We start from the raw sequence: 19,896 nt of genomic DNA, 5'->3' as shown, positions 1-19,896 counted from the left end.
ACCGCACTCGACGGACACCCGCCCATCACCCGAGTCAACAACCCTGCGAGTCAATACACCTAGGCCCTGTCGTCAAACTCCCGCCTGCCCTGCGACGCCATGCACGCACTCTCACCGCACCGGGCACAGACCCGCGTACATCCAGTACGCGGGCCCGCGCCCGGCACGCCGAGAGCACGCACCTGACGCCGCAGGGCCCGCCCTTCGGGCGGAAGACGGGAGTTTGACGACAGGACCTAGGGGGTGACGGTGCAGTCGTGGGCCTTCGCCGAGCGTTCGGCGAAAGCCGACAGGGCGGTGCGGAGGCCCTGGTGGTCGAGGGCGAGGTGAGACGTGCGGCCGAGGGTGCCGCCGATGGGTGCGACGACGTACGCCGCCCGGTCCGCCCCGCCGCGGCAGTCGGCCCACAGCACGTAACGGCCGTCCGGGGCGTCGCCCGCCCGCCGGTCGGACAGTTCTTCGAGGCGGTCCCGCGCGATCCGGTCCAGCGCGGGTCCGTACGACGCGGTGAACGTATACAGCGGCGCGCCCCGCAGGCCGCCCAGTGTGCAGCCCTCGACCGGCTTCGGCCCCGGCGCGGTCTCCACGGCCGTACGAACACCCCATCGGGTGGCGGTCCGCGGGTCCACGATGCCGGCGCAGCTGCCCGACACCGAGTCGAAGGGCTCGTGGTCCCAGGCGTTCACGGAGGCGCCGACCTTCCGCACCGGTGCGCCCTCGGTGACCTCGCAACCCTGGTGCCGCGCGTAGGCGGTCGCCGTGCGCGTCAGTACCGCGGTGAGATCCGTACGAGCCTCCGGGTGGCCGAAGTCGGCCCGGTCGATCCTGGCGCGTGCCTCGGCGATCAACCCGCCGCCGCGTGCGCCGCCGCAGTCGAGCAGGACGCTCGCGGTCGCCTGGCCCCGGCGCTCCCGGTCCGGATCGAACGCGAAGCCGCCGGTCCAGCCGTGGCCCAGGGGTGCGTCGGTGGCGTCCGCCTCGAACGTGGCGAAGCGGTCCCGCGCGTCACTCACCGTCACGCGCAGGTCGATCCGGCCGTCCTCCTCGTCCACGTCGTCGGCTTCGCTCACCCGGCACTGCCAGAAGTCCCTGCCCGTCCTCGTCTCCGCAGTCACCTCGGCGCCGCCCACCAACTCCCGTACGGGATCGGTCGCCAGGGCCCCGTCGCACGCCGAGTCCAGGGCGCGGTCGTGGAGCCAGGCCTGCAGGCCCCCGGACAGCCAGAACAGGCCGCCCGCCACCACGGCCGCGCCCGCCGCCAGACCCGCCGCGAGGCGGATCCGCCGACGGCGGCGGAGCCGGGCGAGCTCGTGGTCGAGGGTTTCGGCGGACTCGGCGGACTCGGCGGACCGGTGGACGTTCGCGGTGTGCGTGGCCGGTGCGGTCCGCGCCCTCTTCATGGGCTCCTCGTTCATCCCCACACCTTCCCGAGCACCTTCGTGTCACCGCAGTCGCCCGACGCGTCGAGGTAGCGCGCGAGGAGCGAGTCGGCGCGGGCGGCGAGCAGTTCGCGGTCCGTCCCCTCCAGGCCGAGACGGTGCAGGGTCCGTCCGCCCGCGCACCGGCCCTCGGCCCAGACCGCGAGCTCGTACGTCGTCGTCTTCGCCGGCGTTCCGGCGGCCGGCTGTCCGCCGCGCCCGGCCAGGGCGAGCTCGCGCCCGTACTCGGTGCGCACCTCCGGCAGCACCTCGCCCCACCAGCTCGCCGAGCTCACCACCACGCCGCCCGCCGCCCCCGGCTTCGAGACGGTCGTGGAACAGGCTTCGGCCCAGGCGTGGGTGGCTCCGTGGGCCGACTGCCCGGCGCCCTTCAGGGCGGAGCCGAGCAGCGCCGGGCGGAACCAGGCGCACTCCGCTGGAGGCGCGTCCGGCGCCTCCTCCTGCGGGGGCGGCGTCACCGGTCGTACGTCGGTGTCCCGCACGGCAGCCCCTCCGCAGCGCCCGTCGGCGCGTACGTCCTCGGCGACGGCAGCGACGAGCGAGCCGAGCCATTCGTTCGCCGGGCTGTTCGTCGAGGCGTGCACCCGGAAGGACGTGACGGGGCGGGCGTATCCCGGCAGGCCGTTCGGGCAGGGGACCGTGACGAGCTGGTCCGCCCGCTGGTGCTCCCTGGCCCAGTCCGGCTCGTCCTCGTACGCGCTGCGCCCGATGACGTGCTCCACCCGGACGCCCTTCAGCGGCGGGTCGAGCACCGGCTCCGCCGTCACGGTGAACCACGGGTCGTCCTCGCCGTCCCCGCCGAGGGTGCAGGACACGAGACCGCGCGGCCCCGGTCCGGTCCGCAGCGTCCACCAGGCGTCGTCGGCCAGCAGCTTCGCCGCGTCCTTCCGGGGCAGCACCCCGCCACAGCCCCGGGCGAGCGCGTCGCCGTTGTGCCGGTCACGCTGCTCGGCTCGCACCAGGACGAATCCCGCCGTCAGAGCCACGAGCAGCAGGACCAGCGTCGCCCGCGGCAGCCACCGGTGCCGCCGGAACCGGGCCCACGCCGAATCGCTCATGCCTGCCCCGCCCCAGTCCCCGGCCTCGTGCGCGGGCATCGCGCCCGCTCATCAATCACCGCACGCTATCCCACCGGTCCCACTCGCCCGCCGCTGGACAGTCGCAGCACTCCGGCATAGCCTCCGACTCACCTATTCAATTATTTGAGTAACCGAGATGAGGAGGGGCCGTGCATCCGTTCCGCAAGGCGGTGGAGGACCGCGATCCGGACGCTCTGGAGGCGCTGCTCGCCGAGGACGTCGTCTTCACCAGCCCCGTCGCCTTCACGCCGTACGCCGGCCGCGCGATGACCGCCGCGATCCTGCGCGGCGTGCTGCGCGTCTTCGAGGACTTCACCTACGTACGGGAGATCGCGAACCCCGACGGCCGTGACCACGCCCTCGTCTTCACGGCGACGGTCGGCGGGAAGCAGATCCAGGGCTGCGACTTCCTGCACTTCGACGAGGACGGGAAGGTCGACGACCTGACCGTCATGGTCCGCCCCCTGTCGGCGGCGCGGGCGCTCGCCGATGCCATGGGGGCCCAGTTCGACCGGATCGCCCACGAGGCGGCCGGCGGCTGAGTCGTTCGGGGCAGAGAGAAGGCCGGCCCGGCGCGCACTGCGCGCCGGGCCGGCCTTCTCCGAGCCGAGCCGGGGTGGCTCGGACCGTCAGTCCGTGCCCATCTCCATCGCCGCGCGGTCCAGCATCTCGTCGTCGCCGGACACCTCGCCGCGCGAGGCGATCGCCTCGGCGCCGCCCTCCGGCAGCTCCGTCAGGGTGCCGATCAGGCCGGTCGCGGCCGCCTGGGCGGCACCGATCGCGGGGCTGCCGGTGCCGATCAGGCCCAGACCGGCGTACTGCTCCAGCTTGGCGCGGGAGTCGGCGATGTCGAGGTTCCGCATGGTGAGCTGGCCGATCCGGTCCACCGGGCCGAACGCCGAGTCCTCGGTCCGCTCCATGGAGAGCTTGTCCGGGTGGTAGCTGAAGGCCGGGCCCGTCGTGTCGAGGATCGAGTAGTCCTCGCCGCGCCGCAGCCGCAGGGTCACCTCGCCGGTGACGGCCGCGCCGACCCAGCGCTGGAGCGACTCGCGGACCATCAGGGCCTGCGGGTCCAGCCACCGGCCCTCGTACATGAGACGGCCGAGCCGCCGGCCCTCGTTGTGGTACTGGGCCAGGGTGTCCTCGTTGTGGATCGCGTTCACGAGCCGCTCGTAGGCCGCGTGGAGCAGGGCCATGCCGGGCGCCTCGTAGATGCCGCGGCTCTTGGCCTCGATGATCCGGTTCTCGATCTGGTCCGACATGCCCATGCCGTGGCGGCCGCCGATGGCGTTGGCCTCCATCACCAGGTCGACGGGGGAGGAGAACTCCTTGCCGTTGATGGTCACGGGACGGCCCTGGTCGAAGCCGATCGTGACGTCCTCGGTGGCGATCTCGACCGAGGGGTCCCAGAACCGGACGCCCATGATGGGCTCCACGGTCTCCACGCCGGTGTTCAGGTGCTCCAGGGTCTTCGCCTCGTGCGTGGCGCCCCAGATGTTGGCGTCGGTGGAGTACGCCTTCTCCGCGCTGTCCCGGTAGGGGAGGTCGTGGGCGAGGAGCCACTCCGACATCTCCTTCCGGCCGCCGAGCTCGGTCACGAAGTCCGCGTCGAGCCACGGCTTGTAGATCCGCAGGTGCGGGTTGGCCAGCAGGCCGTAGCGGTAGAACCGCTCGATGTCGTTGCCCTTGAAGGTCGAGCCGTCGCCCCAGATCTGTACGTCGTCCTCGAGCATCGCCCGGACCAGCAGGGTGCCGGTGACGGCGCGGCCGAGCGGCGTGGTGTTGAAGTAGGCCCGCCCGCCCGAGCGGATGTGGAACGCGCCGCAGGTGAGCGCGGCCAGGCCTTCCTCGACCAGCGCGGCGCGGCAGTCGACCAGACGGGCGATCTCGGCGCCGTACGTCTTCGCGCGGCCGGGCACCGAGGCGATGTCGGGCTCGTCGTACTGGCCGATGTCGGCGGTGTACGTGCACGGGACGGCGCCCTTGTCGCGCATCCACGCGACCGCGACCGAGGTGTCGAGGCCGCCCGAGAAGGCGATGCCGACGCGCTCGCCGGCGGGGAGGGAGGTGAGGACCTTAGACATGGGAAGAGTATGCATCATCCTGCATGGTCATGCAACGTCGATCTGTGGAGAGACCGTCGTCACGTGGACTTACCCCTGGTACGGTCCCTCACCGACCGATGCTCCGCCCGGGGCGACGGCGTCCGGGGAGGGGTGACGAGGGTGCGGCTCACGAGCGGGGTTCTTCCCGAGGATCTTGCGGAGGCGATACGGGGAACCGCCCGCGACATCGCCGCGGTGCTCGGTGGCCGTGGTGACGCCGCCGGGCACCGGGGCGGTCTGCCCGTACCCCGGTCCGTCTGGACCGTCGGCGAGGCCGCCGCGCACCTGGCCCAGGCCAACGCCCTCATGGCCGACATCGCCGCCGGGCACGAGCGCCCCTACGGAGACGGCACCCCCGGCAGCCTGGCCGAGGCCAACGAACGCGCCCTCGCCGAGTTCGCGGAGCGCGACCCCGAGCCGCTCGCCGACATGATCACGGCGCAGGCCGAGGCCTTCCTCGCCGCCGTCGAGCGCCGCGACCCGGCCGAGGTGCTCACCACCCCGCTCGGCACGATGAGCCCGGCCGTCCTCGGCTCCTATCTGCTGACCCACATGCTCGGCCACGGCTACGACCTGGCCCTCGCCCTGGGGCGGCCCCACATGCTCGACGCCCGCAGGGTCGCCCTCACCCTCCCGTTCATGGTCACCGCGATGCCGAGGGTCGCCGATCCGGCCGCCGTCGCCGGTCTGACCGCCCGCTTCGCCGTACGGCTCCGGGGCGGCCCGGGCTTCGGCGTCACCGTCACGGACGGCGACGTCCGGGTCGCCCACGAGCCGCCCGCCCGTCCGGACTGCACGATCCTGACGGAGCCGGTGGCCTTCCTGCTCCTCGCCCTCGGCCGGCTCGACCCCTGGCCGGTGATCGCCCGGGGCAAGGCGCTCGGCTGGGGGCGCAAGCCGTGGCTCGCGCCCCGCTTCCCCCGGCTCTTCCGCGCGCCCTGAGGCCCGCGCCGGTGGATCCTTGAAGTAACCGGGCGAACGGCCGCCGGGAGCCACCGTGCGGACGGATCCCGGTAGCGACGTGCGAGGAGGCAGACCATGACACGTACCCAGGAGTGGACGGTCGGCCTGGAACTGGTCGAGGAGAGCGGCAGGACGGAGGCCGAGGCGCGGCTGAGCACCGGCAACTCGACCATCACGGGCCACGGCACCGCCCGCTGCAACCCGTCGGACGTGGACGTCCCCGCGATCGGCGACGAGCTCGCCGCGAGCCGGGCGATGAAGGACCTGGCCGGCAAGCTCATGCGGGAGGCCAACCGCGAGATGGAGGCGGTGGGGGCGGGGACCGTACCCCGGCACACCGGCCCCGGATACGGCTGGCCGGAGGCGGTCTCCTGACCCTCGGGAGCTCCGAGGGAGCCGCCACCAGCCCCCAGGGGGCCCGGCCCGATCTCGGTCCGGCCGGACCCCTCCCTAGGGCGTCCGCTCCCTAGGGTGTCCGCTCCCTAGGGTGTCCCCTCTCTAGGGGGCCCGGTCCCTAGGGGGTGTCCGTGCTGCCGTCCTCGCCCTCGCCGGCGTCGTGTTCGCCTTCGCCGGCATCGTGTTCGTCCTCGTCCTCGTCCTCGTCCTCGTCCTCGTTTTCGTGCACGAGCCGGTCCACGACCTCGACCACCCCGTCCACCGTCTCGCACAGCCGGACCAGGACAGGCGTGACGCCCGGGTCCGGCAGGTTGCCGCTGAGCGTCACCACGCCCTCGTCGACGTCGATGTGTACGGCGGCGGGGGAGAGGCGCAGGATGCGGACGACGACGTCCTCCCGGATCTCCTCCTGGATCGACCGGTCCCGTCGCAGGAACAGCTGGAGGAGGTCGCTCCGGCTCAGTACGCCGATGAGCCGGCCCTCCGAGTCCACCACCGGCAGCCGCTTCACGCGGTGCCGCTCCATCAGCCGGGCCGCCTCGACAGCCGTCCATGACGGGCGGGCCGTCACGACCGGGCTCGACATCATGGCCTCGGCCGTGCTCGGGCCGTCCTTCGCGGTGTGCCGCCGCAGGAGGTCGGCCTCGGAGACGACGCCGACGGGCCGGTTCTCGTCGTCGACGACGGGGACCGCCGTGATGCCGTACTCGTCGAGGAGCCGCGCGATCTCCTTGAATGACGTCCCTCGCTGCACCGCGACCGCGGCCGGCGTCATCAGGTCCGCGACACTGCGGTTCCTCATCGTCCGTTCCGTCCCTTCTGCGTTCCGGACTCCATGATCCCGCACCGGAGGTAGTCCTGGCGTGAGGGGCAGGCGAACGTGGGTACGACGAGGGCTTGCGAGCATGACATGTACATGGTTACTTCGGGTAAGTCGCGGTTCCGAGACGGAAGAAGGACCCCACATGTCATCCCCTCGCACCCTCCGCCGCCGCCGGTTCGGCGGCACCCTCGCGCTGGCCCTCGCGCTCCTCGCGACGACCGGCGCCACCGGAACGGCCGCCCCGGGACGGGCGGCCCCGGGAGCCACCACCCCGGGAGCGGCCTCCGCCGGATTGCCCAAGGGCGGCGTCCGCTCCGGGCTGCGGGAGGTGATGTTCGTCGGCAACAACTGGGACGGCACGGCAGACGTCATCGAGTCCCGGGGCGACTTCCGCCGCATCGCGCGCCTGAACGTCGTCCCGGACAAGGAGGAGCGGCTGCGGGAGATCTATCTGAACCCCGTCAAGCTCGCCTTCTTCCTCGGCGTCCGCAGCGGGCCGGGGGAGGGGCACGACCAGTTCGTCGACGACATGTACGCGACCCCCGACGGCGCGGCCATGGTCGTCTCCCGCCCCAGCTTCGCGGACGTCGTCTCCCTCGACCTGCGCACCGGACGGATCAACTGGCGCTTCCCGGTGGCCGGTTACCGCGCCGACCACATGGCCGTGTCGCCCGACGGGACCCGGGTCGCGGTCTCCGCCTCCACGGCGAACACCGTGCACGTCCTCGACATCACCACCGGCCGGCAGCTCGGCTCGTTCAAGACCGGCGACAAGCCGCACGAGAACGTCTTCACCTCCGACGGGCGCCTCTGGAACATGTCCATCGGCGAGGTCACCACCGCCCTCGACGCACCCTGGCTCGACTGGACGAAGGGTGACCGCCGCATCACCGTCGTCGACGCCGACACCTTCGAGACCGTCCGGGTCATCGACATGCGCGAGCGCCTCGACGCCTTCGGCCGCGACGACCTCTCCGACGCCGTCCGGCCGCTCGTCTTCACCCCGGACGAGAAGACCCTGTACTTCCAGGTCTCGTTCCTCAGCGGGTTCCTGGAGTACGACATCGCCGCCGACCGGATCACCCGGGCCAAGTACCTCCCGGGCAGTCCGGCCACCGATCCCGACCGTACGACCTGGGTCAACGACTCGCGTCACCACGGCCTTTCGATCAGCCCAGACGGCGCCAAGCTGTGCGTCGCCGGAACGATGGACGACTACGCCACCGTCGTCGACCGTGCGACCCTCCGGCAGGGCCCGCTCGTCGAGGTGTCCAAGCCCTACTGGGCGACCGTGAGCGGTGACGGGCGGTCCTGCGTCGTCTCGGAGAGCGGAGCCGACCGGGTGACCGCGATCGACTTCGCGACCGGGCAGCGGGTGGCCACCGTCGATGTCGGCGACCACCCCCAGCGTGTCCGGCTCGCCCGGGTGCCCGCCGACTGGACGGGCCCCACAGGGAGTTGAGCCGGAGCGGCGCCCGGCGTCAGGCGCGGTGCGCCTGGCCGGGCGTCAGGTGCGGTGCACCGCGACCTCGTGGAGCGAGTAGCCCCACTGGGTCGCGCGCCGCACCCCCTGGATCCTTACGTACCGAGCGGGCTGCGAGTCGAACTCCGCCGTGTCGTAGCCGCCGTCACCGGCGGTCGTGGACCACGCCGTCCGCCAGTCCGTGCCGTTCTCCGACAGCTCGATGCGGTACTCCCGCGCGTAGGCGCGCTCCCAGTCCAGGGTCACCTTGCCGACCCGGTGCACGGCCCCGAGGTCCATACGGAGCCACTGGCCGTCCGACCAGTCACTGGCCCAGCGAGTGCCCGTGTCGCCGTCGACGGCGCGGCCCGGAGCGTAGCTGGTGAACGGGTGCCACTCCGAGGAGCTCGCCGAAGTCGCCGCGCCCGTGGCCAGGTTGACGCCGGGCTCGTGCTTCTCGGTCGACTTCCAGGTGGTCAGGTACGACTCGGCCCCGTCGGCCAGCTCGTCCACGACCCCCTGGCCGCCGCTGAGCCGGATCTGCTCGATCCAGTCCGGGACCAGGCCGTTGTGCGCGGCACCGTCGGTGTTGAGGTCCCAGGTGCGCTCGCCCGTCACCTGACGGTCGATCATCGCGCTGCCGTCGGCGCTGCGGAAGGGGTACTTGACGGCGTTCGGCGCGTCCGGACCGACCGGCCCCGGCCAGCCGCCGACGCCGTTCATGTCCGTGCCGTAGCCGAGGCCGACCCCGTACTTCTTGCGGAGGTCCGCCTTCTGGCCCGCCTCGCCGATGAAGCCCTCGGCGCCGTGCATGTACTGGGCGACGAAGCCGCCGAGGCGGTAGAGCCGCTCGGTCCAGTCGAGGTCCATCCAGCTGTGGGTGGACAGGACGCCGGGATACTCCTCGGCCTCCAGGATGTCGAGCGCCCGCCCGGCGGCCTTCACGCTCATGTGGTCGAGCTCCAGCATCATGCCCCGGTCGATCATGCCCTTCAGGGCGTGCTCGCCCAGCCTGGTGAGGCCCCGGGTGTTGCACTTGGCGTCCGAGGCGTACGAGGGCACGCTGACCCCGGCCGGCAGCTTCGACGCCATCACGGGCGCGGCGTTCAGGCCGATCGGGTTGTCGTGCTGCGGACCGGTGCACCGCTCGGTGGCCCAGAAGGTGCCGGTGGAGAGGAACTGGCCGATGTTGACGGCCGCGCCGATGGTCCCCTGGTCGAACCGCACCCCGCACAGCGCGTTGTCGAACTTGTGGCAGAGGAACATGCTGCGCACGCCGAGCCCGTACAGCTCGTCGAGGCCGCGGTCGATGTCGGCCTTGTCGCACTGGGCGATGTCGAGGATCTGCTTGCAGCCGAACGGCTCGGAGGTCTCCACGCCGAGGACGACCGCGAGCTTGCCCTGCTCGATCACCGAGCGGGCCTGGGCGGAGTCGGTGACGATCCGGAACCAGCCCTTTCCGGGGCCGCCGTACATGCCGTCGACGTAGTCCTGGAGCTCGTACGTCTTCTTGGCCTGGAGGCGGATCGACTCCATCTCGTCACAGCCGCGGTCCCGGGGCAGGATCGAGCAGATCAGGCCGTTCGTCACCAGGTCGTTGACGAGTACGCGCTGACCGCCGCGCCAGGCCCGCTCGACCCAGGCGTAGTAGTTCTGCTGGTGTGTCAGGGAGTTGTTGGCGGGCCAGTCCTTGAACGAGGGCCAGCCGACCGGGTCGTGAGTGCCGTCCGCGCCGCCGGTGATGTTCTCGAAGAGCGCGCCCCTGCCGTCCGGGTAGTGCTCGGGGCAGTCCTTGAGCGCGTCGGCGATGCCGGCCGTGGAGAACGTCTTGCCGCAGATGAGCCGGCCGCCGAATCCTTCGTTGGACATCAGGTGGTTGTGCGCGTCGACGAAGCCGCGCACCTTCCCCTGCGCGTCGGTCCCGGTGAACGGCGCACCGGTGACGTTGATCCCGGAGTCGGGCGAGGGCCGGGACGCCGGCTCCCACCACGCCCCGGTCGCGGCTCCGGCGGCGGCCGCCGGGACCGGTCCCGAGCCGAAGAGAAGGGCCGCGAGGGCCAGGAACAGCGCGAGGAGGGCGGATCGGCCGCCGCTCCTTCGCGGTGAGGGTCGTGTCGTCATCGGCGAGGCCTCCGGTCGGTGGGGGTGTGCCGGGCGCCCCGAGAATCGCGGTGCGGAGCCAGTGAGTCAAGAGTCCGGGACAAACGACCTGTTGGCGAAGTGACCGACGGGTAGGCCGCTATCCCCCGATCAGCGCCGTCAACTGATCGGCCGTCATGTCCAGGTGCCAGTCCGCGACTTGCTCGTCTCTGAGGACGAGGTACTGAAGCGTGAGACCGTCGATCGACGCGGCCAGGAAGCGGGCGAGCTCCTCCACCGGCACCCGTGGCTCCACGCCGAGTACCGCGCGCACCTGGTCGAGCAGGACGGCGGCCGAGGCCACGTACTGCGCGTACTGCGCGCGCGCCAGATGCTCGAACCCCGGCTCGCGCAGGGCGTACTGGGTGAGGTCGTACGTCAGCATGTGCTCACCGGGATGTGCCGTGACGTGGTCCCAGTACGTCTGCAGCCCGGCCCGCACGGTCTCCCGCAGCGTGGCCCGCGGCTCGACCGCCGATTTCACGCGGGCCACGTAGTTGCCGGTGATCGTCTCGATCGCGGCTTCGAGCAGTGCCTGCTTCGAGTCGAAGCAGTAGTGGAAGACGCTCAGGGAGACGCCCGCCTCCGCGCAGATCGACCGTGTGGTCGTCCGCGCGACACCGTCCCTGGTCATCGCCCTGATCGCCGCCTCGACGAGCTGCGTGCGTCGTTCGGCCGACGGCATCCGCGCCATGGTTCCTCCTCGCGTCCGGCGACAGGGTAAGGCGCGAGGAGCGCGGAGCGTAACGACGGACGGCCGCCGCCTGTCGGTCCGGGCGTCAGCCGCGGTCCAGGTCCAGGACCTCGCGGAGTGCCGCCACCGCGTGGGCGCGGTGTTCGTCGAGCCACCGCACGGCGGCGTGTTCGTCGCCGTGGAGGAGGGCCGAGAGCACGGCGCGGTGCTCGTGGACGGCCTGCTCGCGGTGCGCGGTCTCCGTGTAGTAGAGCGAGCGGTACGCGTCCGTGGAGTCCCACAGGGTCGCGATGAGGCGGACGAGGCGCGGCATCCCGGAGGCCTCGATCAGGGTGAAGTGGAAGCGTCTGTTCGCCGCCGCCATCCCGGGCACGTCACCGTCCTCGGCCGCCCGCTCCACCTCGCGCTGGAGGGCTTCGAGCGTCTCGAACGTCCCGTCCGGCATGCGCCGCACGGCCATGCGTACGGCCTCCGTCTCCAGCAGCTCCCGGATCCGGTAGATCTCCTCCAGGTCCGCCAGTGAGAGCTCCGCGACGAAGTACCCCCGGTGTATGTGGTGCACGACCAGGCCCTCGGCCTCCAGGGCCTTGAGCGCCTCGCGGAGCGGGACGCGGCTCACGTCGAAGCGTGCCGCCAGCGCGTCCTGCCGGATCTGGTCGCCCGGTCTGAGCTCACCGCTGGTGATGGCGCGTCGCAGTTCCTCAAGGACGAACTGCTGGGCGGTCTGCGGCCGCCGCTTCTGCACCGCGCTGCTCATCGCCTGTGACCTTCCGTTCCCGATGTCGCCCACCGGCGCTTCCCGAAGCGCCGGTGACCACATCTTCCTATGGATCAGGGCGTCCGCGCGGGGCGTCCCAGCGCCGCGAGCAGCGCATCGGTGTGCTCGCCCAGCCGCGGGGGAGCGCCGCGGTACGAGGGCGGGGTGGCGCCGAGCCGGATCGGGTTGGCGACCTGACCGGGACCGGCCGCCGCCTCGGGGACCCGCGCCGCGAGCCCCAGCCGGTCGGCGAGGCCGAAGGCGGCGGCCACGTCGTTGATGGGTCCGCAGGGCACCCCGGAGGCCGTGAGCTCCTCGAACCAGTCGTCGGCCGTGCGCGAGCCGAGCGGCCCGGACAGCTCCTCGACCAGCTCCTCGCGGTGGGCGACCCGGGCCGTGTTCGTCGCGAAGCGCGGGTCCTCGCCCAGCTCCCGCCGGCCGAGCCGCTCGCACAGCGTGCGGAACTGGCGGTCGGTGCCGACCGCCAGGACCAGCGGCCGGTCTCGGGCCTCGAAGACCTCGTACGGCGCGATGCTCGGGTGGCTGTTGCCCATGGCGCGCGGCACGACCCCCGCCCCGAGGTGGGCGGCGGACTGGTTGGTGAGCGCCGAGAGGAGCGAGGTGAGCAGGGAGACCTCGACGCGCTGGCCCTCGCCGGTGTGCTCTCGGTGCCGGAGCGCGGCGAGGACCCCGAGTCCGGCGTGGAGTCCGGTGATGACGTCGACGAGGGCGACGCCGGCCTTGGTCCCGGGCCCCTCCGGCTCGCCCGTCACGCTCATCAGTCCGCCCATGGCCTGCACGAGCAGGTCGTAGCCGGGCAGCCGGGCGCCCTCGGCGGTGCCGAAGCCGGTCACCGAGCAGTAGACGAGCCCGGGGTTGCCGGCGCGCACGTCCTCGTAACCGAGCCCCAGCTTCTCCATCGTGCCGGGCCGGAAGTTCTCCACCAGGACGTCCGCGCGCTCGACGATCGCGCGCGCCGCCGCCAGGTCCTCGGGGTCCGTCAGGTCGAGTTCGATGGAACGCTTGTTCCGGTTCACCCCGAGGAAGTACGTGGCCTCCCCGCCGGCGAACGGCGGCCCCCACGCGCGCGTGTCGTCGCCCGAGCCCGGCCGCTCGATCTTGATGACGTCCGCGCCCAGGTCGGCGAGGAGCATCGTCATGTACGGCCCGGCGAGCACCCGGCCGAAGTCGGCGACGACGATCCCGTCCAGCGCGCCCTTCGGGTACGTGTCAGGTGTGCCCTCTTGGTCTGCGCGCATTCCGCTTCTCCCTCGCCGAAGATGCCGGCCGTCGGACTCGTCGGACCCGTCGGATGACAGGGACGCTACGGCCCGGCGATCGGATTTTCCATACTGGATCCAATATCCGATCTGGCGCTACGCTACGGCTCGCCGAGTTGCACAGTCGCCCGTCGCCCGTCACAGGAGGCCGTCCGTGAAGTCGCCGTCCACCCCCGTCCACCCCTTCGACCTGTTGGCCGTCGACGGTCTGCTCACCGACGAGGAGCGCGAGATCCGCCGGACCGTGCGCACCGCCGCCGACCGCGAGCTGCGACCGCACATCGCCGGCTGGTTCGAGAAGGGCGAGATCCCCGCCCGCGAGCTCGCCCGCACCCTCGGCGGCCTCGGCGTCCTGGGCATGCACCTGGAGGGGTACGGCTGCGCCGGCACCGGCTCCGTCGCGTACGGCCTCGCCTGCCTGGAGCTGGAGGCGGTCGACTCCGGACTGCGCTCCCTCGTCTCCGTACAGGGCTCCCTCGCCATGTACGCGATCTGGCAGTACGGCTCCGAGGAGCAGAAGCAGCGCTGGCTGCCGAAGATGGCGGCGGGCGAGTACATCGGCTGCTTCGGCCTCACCGAACCCGACGCGGGCTCGGACCCGGGGGCGATGCGGACCAACGCCAAGCGCGACGGCTCGGACTGGGTGCTCAACGGCACCAAGATGTGGATCACCAACGGCTCCGTGGCCGACGTCGCCGTCGTCTGGGCCCGCACGGAGGACGGCGTCCGGGGCTTCCTCGTCCCGGCGGGCACCCCGGGCTTCAGCGCCCCGGAGATCAAGATGAAGCTCTCGCTGCGGGCGAGCGTCACCAGCGAACTGGTCCTGGAGGACGTGCGCCTCCCGGCCGACGCGATGCTCCCGGAGGCCCGCGGTCTCTCGGGCCCGCTCGGCTGTCTCAACGAGGCCCGCTTCGGCATCGTCTTCGGCGCCCTCGGCGCCGCCCGCGACTGCCTGGAGACCGCGATCTCCTACGCTCGCGACCGGACCGTCTTCGCCCGCTCGCTCGCCTCCTACCAGCTGACCCAGCAGAAGCTCGCCGACATGGCCGTCGAGCTCGGCAAGGGCATGCTGCTCGCCCTCCACCTCGGCCGCCTCAAGGACGCGGGCGCGATCACGGCGGAGCAGATCAGCGTGGGCAAGCTCAACAACGTCCGGGAGGCCATCGCGATCGCCCGCGAGTGCCGCACGATCCTCGGCGCCAACGGCATCACGCTGGAGTACCCGGTGCTGCGCCACGCCAACAACCTGGAGTCGGTGCTCACTTACGAAGGAACGAGCGAGGTGCACTCCCTGGTCATCGGCAAGGCGCTCACCGGCGAGCAGGCCTTCCGCTGAGCCCCGGCCCCTTCGTGGCGGCCGGGCGGCTCACCCGGTGACGGTCAGCCGGTCGTCACCCGGTCGACGAAAGCGTCCAGGTTGCCCGTCAGCCGGGCCACCTGCTCGTCGACCGTGAGGGACTCCTCGTGGCGTCGGCCGCGCAGCTTGGGCTGCCGCCTGCCCCGGACGTACAGGGAGCAGGCGAGGTCGGCGCAGAGGTAGATGCCGACCGTGTTCCCCTCGCGGCCGCGGCTCCCGGCGAGCGGCGCCACGAGGAGGGTGACGCCGGAGGAGGCGTGCCCGGTCAGGCAGACCTGGCACATGCTCGACTTCACGGCACTGGTCCGGCTGGTGGCCGGGACCCGCAGGGTCACGCCGAGCGGTCCGTCCGCGCGGGGCAGGACCAGGTGCGCGCGCAGCGGCGCGCCCGGATCGACCCAGCCCAGGAAGTCCAGGTCCTCCCAGGGGAGTTCGGCGAAGTCGAGCGGCAGCTTGAGCCGGGCCGCCTCGCCCTTGGTGCAGTTCACGAAGGACGAGCGGATCTGTTTGTCGGTCAGAGGTTCCACTCGGTGGACCGTACACGGACCTGCGGGGGCGGGCATCCGAATATGGACCCGTCCGGCGCCGTTCTGGCTCGCCCCTCCGACCTGGCGGCCTCAGGCCACCCAGTCCGGCAGGGCCGGGTCGGCGTACCGCCCCGGAGCCCCGTCGAGCGCCGCCGCGAGCCGCTCGGCCGCCGGCTCGTACACGTCCTCCGGCAGCGTGTACGGGATCCGCAGCCGATGCTCGTGCGTCCCCGGGTCCACCCCGAACCGTGCGCCGCCCTCCACCCGCACCCCGTGCCGCAGGGCGTGGGCCGAGACGGCGGAGGCGACCGGGCGGCCCAGGTCGATCCACAGACACATCCCGCCGGCCGGCACCTCCCAGCGCCACTCGGGAACGTGCCGGGCCAGCGCCGTCGTCAGCGCCTCACGACGCCGCCGCAGCTCCTCGACGCGCCGCGGCACGATCGTGTCGAGCCGCTCCATCAGCGCGACCGCGACCAGCTGGTCCAGGACGGACCCCGACAGGTCGGCGGTGATCCGGACCCGGGCCAGCTCGGTCACGACCCGGGACGCGGCCCGGACCCAGCCGACCCGCAGCCCGCCCCAGCAGCTCTTGCTCAGCGAGCCGACGGAGACGATCTGCTCTCCGTCGCCTCCGCCGGCCGCGGCCGCGAAGGGCAGCGGCGCGGGCACGTCCAGGGCGATGTCGGCGAGCGTCTCGTCCGCGACGAGCCACGTCCCGGTGGCCCGCGCGGCCCGCGCCAGCTCCCGGCGCTGCTCCTGCGGCATCAGATGTCCGGTCGGATTGTGGAAGTCGGGGATCAGATAGGCCAGACGGGGCGCTGTCTGGCGCAGCGCGGCGTCGACCAGGCCGGTGTCCCAGCCGGTCTCCGTCACCGGCACGGGCGTGATGCGGAGCATGCGCCCGCGCATCGCGTCGAGGGCGTTCGTGTACGAGGGGTTCTCGGCGAGCACCCGGTCGCCGGTCCGGCCGAGCAGCGTCAGGACCAGCGAGAGCGCCTGCTGGGCGCCCGTCGTCACGAGGATCTGCTCGGGCCGCGTCGGCAGCCCGCGGGCCGTGTACCGCTCGGCGATCGCGGCGCGCAGGACGGGCAGTCCATACGGGTGGTAGCCCTGCGAGCCGGCGTAGCGGGGGAGCTCGGCGGCGGCCGACGCCAGTGCCTCGGCGAGCTCGTCAGGGGCCTGGGGCGCGGCCAGGGCGAGGTCGATGGTGGCCCCGGCGTCGTCCTGGTAGGCGCCGAGCGGGGTCGGCGCCTGGCCGTCCGGCAGCGCGGTCCAGGTGCCGGCGCCGCGGCGGCTGTGCGCGTAACCGCTCTCCCGGAGCAGGTCGTACGCCCCCGTGACCGTCGTCCGGCTCACCGCGAGCACCGTCGCGAGCTCGCGCTCGGCCGGCAGGCGAAGGCGCAGCGCCACCCGCCCGTCGAGCAGGGCCTCGCGGACCGCCCGCGCGAGCTCCCGGTAGCCGAACCGGCCCTCGGTGGGCGGGGTGAGCAGGGAGGCGAGCTGGCGGCCCGTCAGGGTCCGGTCCGCTGTGTGGACCACGCGGGCCACTGCCATACCAATCACTCCTCATTGGCTCTGCTGTCCAGGCCAATGAGCGTACAGACTCCGGTCCAGTGGCCTGGTGGCTGGCCACCTCCCACGGGAAAGGAGACGACCGATGTCCGGACACTTCACCGACCGCGACGAGCGGATGTGGCAGCAGCGCGCCGAGGAGCGCACGGCCCGGCCACTGGCGATCGGAGCCTGGCTCCGTGCCCTGCTGAGGGCCGCGCGCGTCTCGCCCTTGATCGCCCCTGCGCCGACCCGCCCGTCACGTATCGCGACGGGCGGGTCGGCGCAGGGCGGATGACGCCCGGGGCGGACCGCGTCAGACGAAGAGCGCGGACTCCGGACCGGGTGCCGGTACCGAAGGCGAGTCCGAGACCGGCGGGGAGACGGAAGGCGAATCCGACTGCGCCTGCGACTGGCTCTGCGACGACACGGGAGAGGCGGGGGAGATCGCCGAGCTCCCGTCCGTGACGGGCGCGGACTCGACGCTCGCGGACTGGTCCGACGGGGGGACGTCGGTCGCCGGCGACTCCTCGGTCGGACCCGTGTCCGTCGGGCTCGACGTGTCCGTCGGGCTCGTCGTGTCGGACGGCTCGGACGTCGACGGGGCGGGCGAGAGCGTCGAGGGGCACACCGGCGGGGTGATCCCGTCGAGCGGCTCCGGCGCCTGGTCACCCGTCACCGTCACGCAGGCGAGCGGCGAGGACGGGGATTCCGACGGGGACGTGGAGGCCGAGGTGGACGGCGACTCGTGCGGGGACTTCGAGTGCGAGGGCGGCGGAGGCGGCGACGGAGCGGGCTTGTCGTGCTTGCCGTGGTCGCCGTGCTTCCGCGCGAACCAGTCGTCGTCCTCGTAGTCGTACACGACGAAGACGTTCACGACCGTCACCGAGGGGGCCACGACGACGACCTGGGAGGAGTTGTACCCCGGCCACGGCGTGCCCGTCGTCTTCGGCGCCTTCTGCGCGACCGGCTCGGTCAGCGGATTGCCGCACGCGCAGCGCACGCGCGGCACGCCCCGGTTGTCGACCAGGACGGCGGTCCCGCTCTGGAGGGTCGCCTGGTAGGAGGTGGCGGCGCCGTTCTTGTAGCCGTGGTTCGTCACCCGGGTGTCGGCGCGCAGCTGAAGCGGGGTCAGGGAGCGGAGATAGGAGGGAACCTCGTTCGTCCCGATCCCCTGGACCGAGGCGAACGCCGCCTTCTTCGCGGGGTCGGCGTTCAGGTAGCGCACCTGCTGTTCGACGTCGCAGCTCGCCACCGACTGCGTCCCGCCGTAGAGGCCGGGCGTGGAGCCCGACACCCGCGGCGTGCCGGTCTCGGCCGGGGTGGTGCGCGGCGGCAGCGAGGCCGGCGAGGCGGAAGCGCCGCTGGTGCGTGCCGTCGACTGGGTGAACGGGTCGGGGCCGGACGCGGCGGCGTTCTGGAGGAAGACCTCGCCCCCGCCCGACGCGCTCGTGCCGCTGTCGTCGGACTGGTTGGTCAGGACGACGGCCAGCGCCACGCCCGCCACGATGACGGCGGTGACCGACGCGACCTTCGGGACGGAGCGCCACCACGGGCCGCCTCCGCCCTGGCCACCGTCCGGCCCGCCGCCGGACGGGCCTCCGCCACCGGGCGAACCACCCCCGGGCGAACCTCCACCGGACGAGCCGCCCCCTGCTCCGCCGCCTGAGGGCGGTCCGGGAGGTGGTGGGGTTCCGGCGCTCCCCGGGCTGCTGCCCGGCCCTGAGAGGGGGCCGGAGGGCGGGCCGGACGGCGGGACCGACGGAGGGCCGGACGGCGGGTCTGGCGGCGGGTAGGAAGTCACGTTCATCCCTTTCTTCCGTTCCGCGCCTATTGTGTGCGCGGAACGGCGCCCACCCGCAAGCGGAGGCCGGGCCGTCCACAAGCGGAGGCCGGCCCCACCCGTAAGCGGAGGCCGGCCCGTCCACAAGCGGGCGTCCGCGACCGGTACTAGCGTGGACAGCGTGAGCAGTCGGCTCTCCACCTCAGCGAGCCCCTCGACCCCGACCGGGCTCTTCGTACGTGTCGGTGTCCAGGCCCTGGCAGCGGTGTTCGCCGGGTATGTGGCCATGGGCGTCTTCGCCGGGCTCGGCCTCTGGGCCGCGGGCGCGGCCGACCTGCCGGGCGGCTTCACCGCCGTCCTCGCCGCGGTCGTCGTCATGGCGACGGGCGGCAAGATCGAGCTCTCCGGCGATGCCGGATCACTCGCCGGAACCCAGGCCGAACTGACCGCGATGCCGCTCACCGTCACCCTGGTGGGGGCACTCGTCACCGGCTACTGCTTCCTCCGGCCCCTGCGCCATCACGCGGTCGCGGACACCCGCGAACTCCTGGTCCGCGCCGTGACCACCGTCGTCCTCTGGGTGGCCGCCCTCGCGGGCCTCTCCGCCCTCGCCCGGCACGACTTCCCGCTCACGATCGGCGGAGACACCTCGGAGACCTCAGAGGACCCCCTCGGGGACCTCTTCGGGGAGCTCATGGACGCCGTCAACCCCTCCGTCGGCTTCCGCACGGACGTCGGCCCCACCCTCTTCTACGGGTTCCTGTGGATCCTCGGCGTGCTCGTCGTCGCGCTCCTGGTCTCCCGCAGGACCCCGCTGCCGCCCCGCCTCGTCCGCTACCACGAGCCCGTCCGGCCCGCCGCCCACGCGATGCTCCTGCTCCTCCTCGCGTACGTGGCCGTGGGCCTGGTCATCGGGATCGTCGTCGCGGCGACCAAGGGGCACGCGGTGGAGACCCTGGCCGTCCTGCTGCTCGGCCTGCCCAACGTGGCCTGGCTGGGGCTCGGCGTGGGCATCGGCGGCTCCTGGGAGGGCAGGGTCGAGGGGCCCTTCGGCCTTCCCATGCCCCAGGTCCTCGACGCCGTCCTCCGCGAGGGCGGCGACAGCACGGACCTGTCCACGGTCGACCTCTCCTCGCTCGCCGCGGAGGACGGGAGGGCCTGGTGGCTGCTGCCCATCGCCGTCGTCCTCGTGCTCGCCGCGGCCTTCGCGGCGGCGGTCCGCTCCCCGGCCAGGACACGGCTCTGGCAGCACTCCCTGCACGTGGGCGTCGCCTTCGCCCTGACGATGCTGGTCGTCGCGCCCCTCACCCTGGTCGAGGCCCGCTTCGGACTCTCGATCCTCGGCATCGGCGAACTCGAAGCGCTGGGCGGGGAGGTGGTGCTCCGGCCGGACGTCTGGAAGACGGTGGGCTTCGCCCTCCTCTGGGGCCTGGTCTTCGGCCTCATCGGAGGTCTCCTCGCGTCGCGGGTCCACCGCAAGGGCGAGGTCGAGACCGCTCCGACCGATCAGCCAGAGCAGAAGAAGTAGCCCGGCGGCA

At 72.7% G+C, this 19,896-nt stretch carries 18 protein-coding genes; 7 read left to right on the top strand and 11 right to left on the bottom strand.

What is annotated here, in order from left to right:
- Window positions 1-236: 236 nt before the first annotated feature.
- Both IE124_RS31435 and IE124_RS31430 read right to left on the bottom strand, forming a co-directional pair.
- Complete coding sequence (locus IE124_RS31435) at window positions 237-1,415, bottom strand: hypothetical protein (RefSeq protein WP_189512987.1); 1,179 nt, start codon at window positions 1,413-1,415, stop codon at window positions 237-239.
- A complete protein-coding gene (locus IE124_RS31430; protein WP_229833072.1) occupies window positions 1,412-2,536 on the bottom strand; it encodes a hypothetical protein in 1,125 nt (374 codons plus the stop codon). The genes IE124_RS31435 and IE124_RS31430 overlap by 4 nt, the downstream gene beginning before the upstream one ends.
- Window positions 2,537-2,667: 131 nt before the next feature.
- On the opposite strand from IE124_RS31430, the gene IE124_RS31425 reads away from it, so the two are divergent.
- A complete protein-coding gene (locus IE124_RS31425) occupies window positions 2,668-3,060 on the top strand; it encodes a nuclear transport factor 2 family protein (RefSeq protein ID WP_189512984.1) in 393 nt (130 codons plus the stop codon).
- Window positions 3,061-3,147: 87 nt separating this feature from the next.
- Here IE124_RS31425 and argG read toward each other — a convergent pair whose 3' ends face one another.
- Window positions 3,148-4,602 (bottom strand): argininosuccinate synthase, encoded by a 1,455-nt coding sequence (gene argG / locus IE124_RS31420; RefSeq protein ID WP_189512982.1) that lies wholly within the window; start codon window positions 4,600-4,602, stop codon window positions 3,148-3,150.
- Window positions 4,603-4,743: 141 nt separating this feature from the next.
- Between argG and IE124_RS31415 the strand changes: the two genes are divergently transcribed.
- On the top strand, window positions 4,744-5,565 hold the full coding sequence (locus tag IE124_RS31415) for a maleylpyruvate isomerase family mycothiol-dependent enzyme (RefSeq protein ID WP_229833071.1): 822 nt from the start codon (window positions 4,744-4,746) through the stop codon (window positions 5,563-5,565).
- A 96-nt stretch (window positions 5,566-5,661) separates the two neighbouring features.
- On the top strand, window positions 5,662-5,961 hold the full coding sequence (locus IE124_RS31410; protein ID WP_189512979.1) for a DUF1876 domain-containing protein: 300 nt from the start codon (window positions 5,662-5,664) through the stop codon (window positions 5,959-5,961).
- A gap of 139 nt (window positions 5,962-6,100) precedes the next feature.
- Here the strand turns inward: IE124_RS31410 and IE124_RS31405 are convergent, their stop codons facing one another.
- Window positions 6,101-6,784, bottom strand: a complete 684-nt coding sequence (locus IE124_RS31405; protein ID WP_229833069.1) for a CBS domain-containing protein — start codon at window positions 6,782-6,784, stop codon at window positions 6,101-6,103.
- 163 nt (window positions 6,785-6,947) lie between these two features.
- On the opposite strand from IE124_RS31405, the gene IE124_RS31400 reads away from it, so the two are divergent.
- Entirely contained in the window at window positions 6,948-8,267 is a 1,320-nt protein-coding gene (locus IE124_RS31400; protein ID WP_189512977.1) for a PQQ-binding-like beta-propeller repeat protein, read from the top strand.
- Window positions 8,268-8,312: 45 nt separating this feature from the next.
- On the opposite strand, the gene IE124_RS31395 is transcribed toward IE124_RS31400, so the two are convergent.
- The 4 genes from IE124_RS31395 to IE124_RS31380 all read right to left on the bottom strand — a co-directional run bounded on the left by IE124_RS31395 (window position 8,313) and on the right by IE124_RS31380 (window position 13,116).
- The gene (locus IE124_RS31395; protein WP_189512975.1) at window positions 8,313-10,388 is read right to left on the bottom strand and encodes a galactose-binding domain-containing protein; all 2,076 of its coding nucleotides are present in this window, start codon (window positions 10,386-10,388) and stop codon (window positions 8,313-8,315) included.
- Window positions 10,389-10,506: 118 nt separating this feature from the next.
- Window positions 10,507-11,100: a TetR/AcrR family transcriptional regulator gene (locus IE124_RS31390; protein ID WP_189512973.1), complete on the bottom strand. Its 594-nt coding sequence runs from the start codon at window positions 11,098-11,100 to the stop codon at window positions 10,507-10,509.
- A gap of 85 nt (window positions 11,101-11,185) precedes the next feature.
- Entirely contained in the window at window positions 11,186-11,857 is a 672-nt protein-coding gene (locus IE124_RS31385; RefSeq protein WP_189512971.1) for a GntR family transcriptional regulator, read from the bottom strand.
- A 74-nt stretch (window positions 11,858-11,931) separates the two neighbouring features.
- On the bottom strand, window positions 11,932-13,116 hold the full coding sequence (locus IE124_RS31380) for a CaiB/BaiF CoA transferase family protein (RefSeq protein WP_189512969.1): 1,185 nt from the start codon (window positions 13,114-13,116) through the stop codon (window positions 11,932-11,934).
- A gap of 175 nt (window positions 13,117-13,291) precedes the next feature.
- Between IE124_RS31380 and IE124_RS31375 the strand changes: the two genes are divergently transcribed.
- Window positions 13,292-14,473: an acyl-CoA dehydrogenase family protein gene (locus tag IE124_RS31375; protein WP_189512967.1), complete on the top strand. Its 1,182-nt coding sequence runs from the start codon at window positions 13,292-13,294 to the stop codon at window positions 14,471-14,473.
- 44 nt (window positions 14,474-14,517) lie between these two features.
- On the opposite strand, the gene IE124_RS31370 is transcribed toward IE124_RS31375, so the two are convergent.
- Together IE124_RS31370 and yczR are read right to left on the bottom strand one after the other, a co-directional pair.
- The gene (locus IE124_RS31370; protein WP_189512965.1) at window positions 14,518-15,021 is read right to left on the bottom strand and encodes an FBP domain-containing protein; all 504 of its coding nucleotides are present in this window, start codon (window positions 15,019-15,021) and stop codon (window positions 14,518-14,520) included.
- Window positions 15,022-15,111: 90 nt separating this feature from the next.
- The gene (gene yczR / locus IE124_RS31365) at window positions 15,112-16,578 is read right to left on the bottom strand and encodes a MocR-like transcription factor YczR (protein WP_189512963.1); all 1,467 of its coding nucleotides are present in this window, start codon (window positions 16,576-16,578) and stop codon (window positions 15,112-15,114) included.
- Between the two features lie 103 nt (window positions 16,579-16,681).
- Between yczR and IE124_RS31360 the strand changes: the two genes are divergently transcribed.
- Complete coding sequence (locus IE124_RS31360) at window positions 16,682-16,873, top strand: hypothetical protein (protein WP_189512961.1); 192 nt, start codon at window positions 16,682-16,684, stop codon at window positions 16,871-16,873.
- An 18-nt stretch (window positions 16,874-16,891) separates the two neighbouring features.
- On the opposite strand, the gene IE124_RS31355 is transcribed toward IE124_RS31360, so the two are convergent.
- Window positions 16,892-18,385 (bottom strand): DUF6777 domain-containing protein, encoded by a 1,494-nt coding sequence (locus IE124_RS31355; RefSeq protein ID WP_370468848.1) that lies wholly within the window; start codon window positions 18,383-18,385, stop codon window positions 16,892-16,894.
- A gap of 154 nt (window positions 18,386-18,539) precedes the next feature.
- Between IE124_RS31355 and IE124_RS31350 the strand changes: the two genes are divergently transcribed.
- Window positions 18,540-19,886, top strand: a complete 1,347-nt coding sequence (locus IE124_RS31350; protein WP_370468847.1) for a streptophobe family protein — start codon at window positions 18,540-18,542, stop codon at window positions 19,884-19,886.
- The last annotated feature ends 10 nt before the right edge of the window (window positions 19,887-19,896 follow it).

This window comes from Streptomyces narbonensis (genome assembly GCF_014649015.1).
GTDB classification, from domain to species: domain Bacteria; phylum Actinomycetota; class Actinomycetes; order Streptomycetales; family Streptomycetaceae; genus Streptomyces; species Streptomyces narbonensis.
This window is presented reverse-complemented; position numbering and strand designations above follow the sequence as displayed.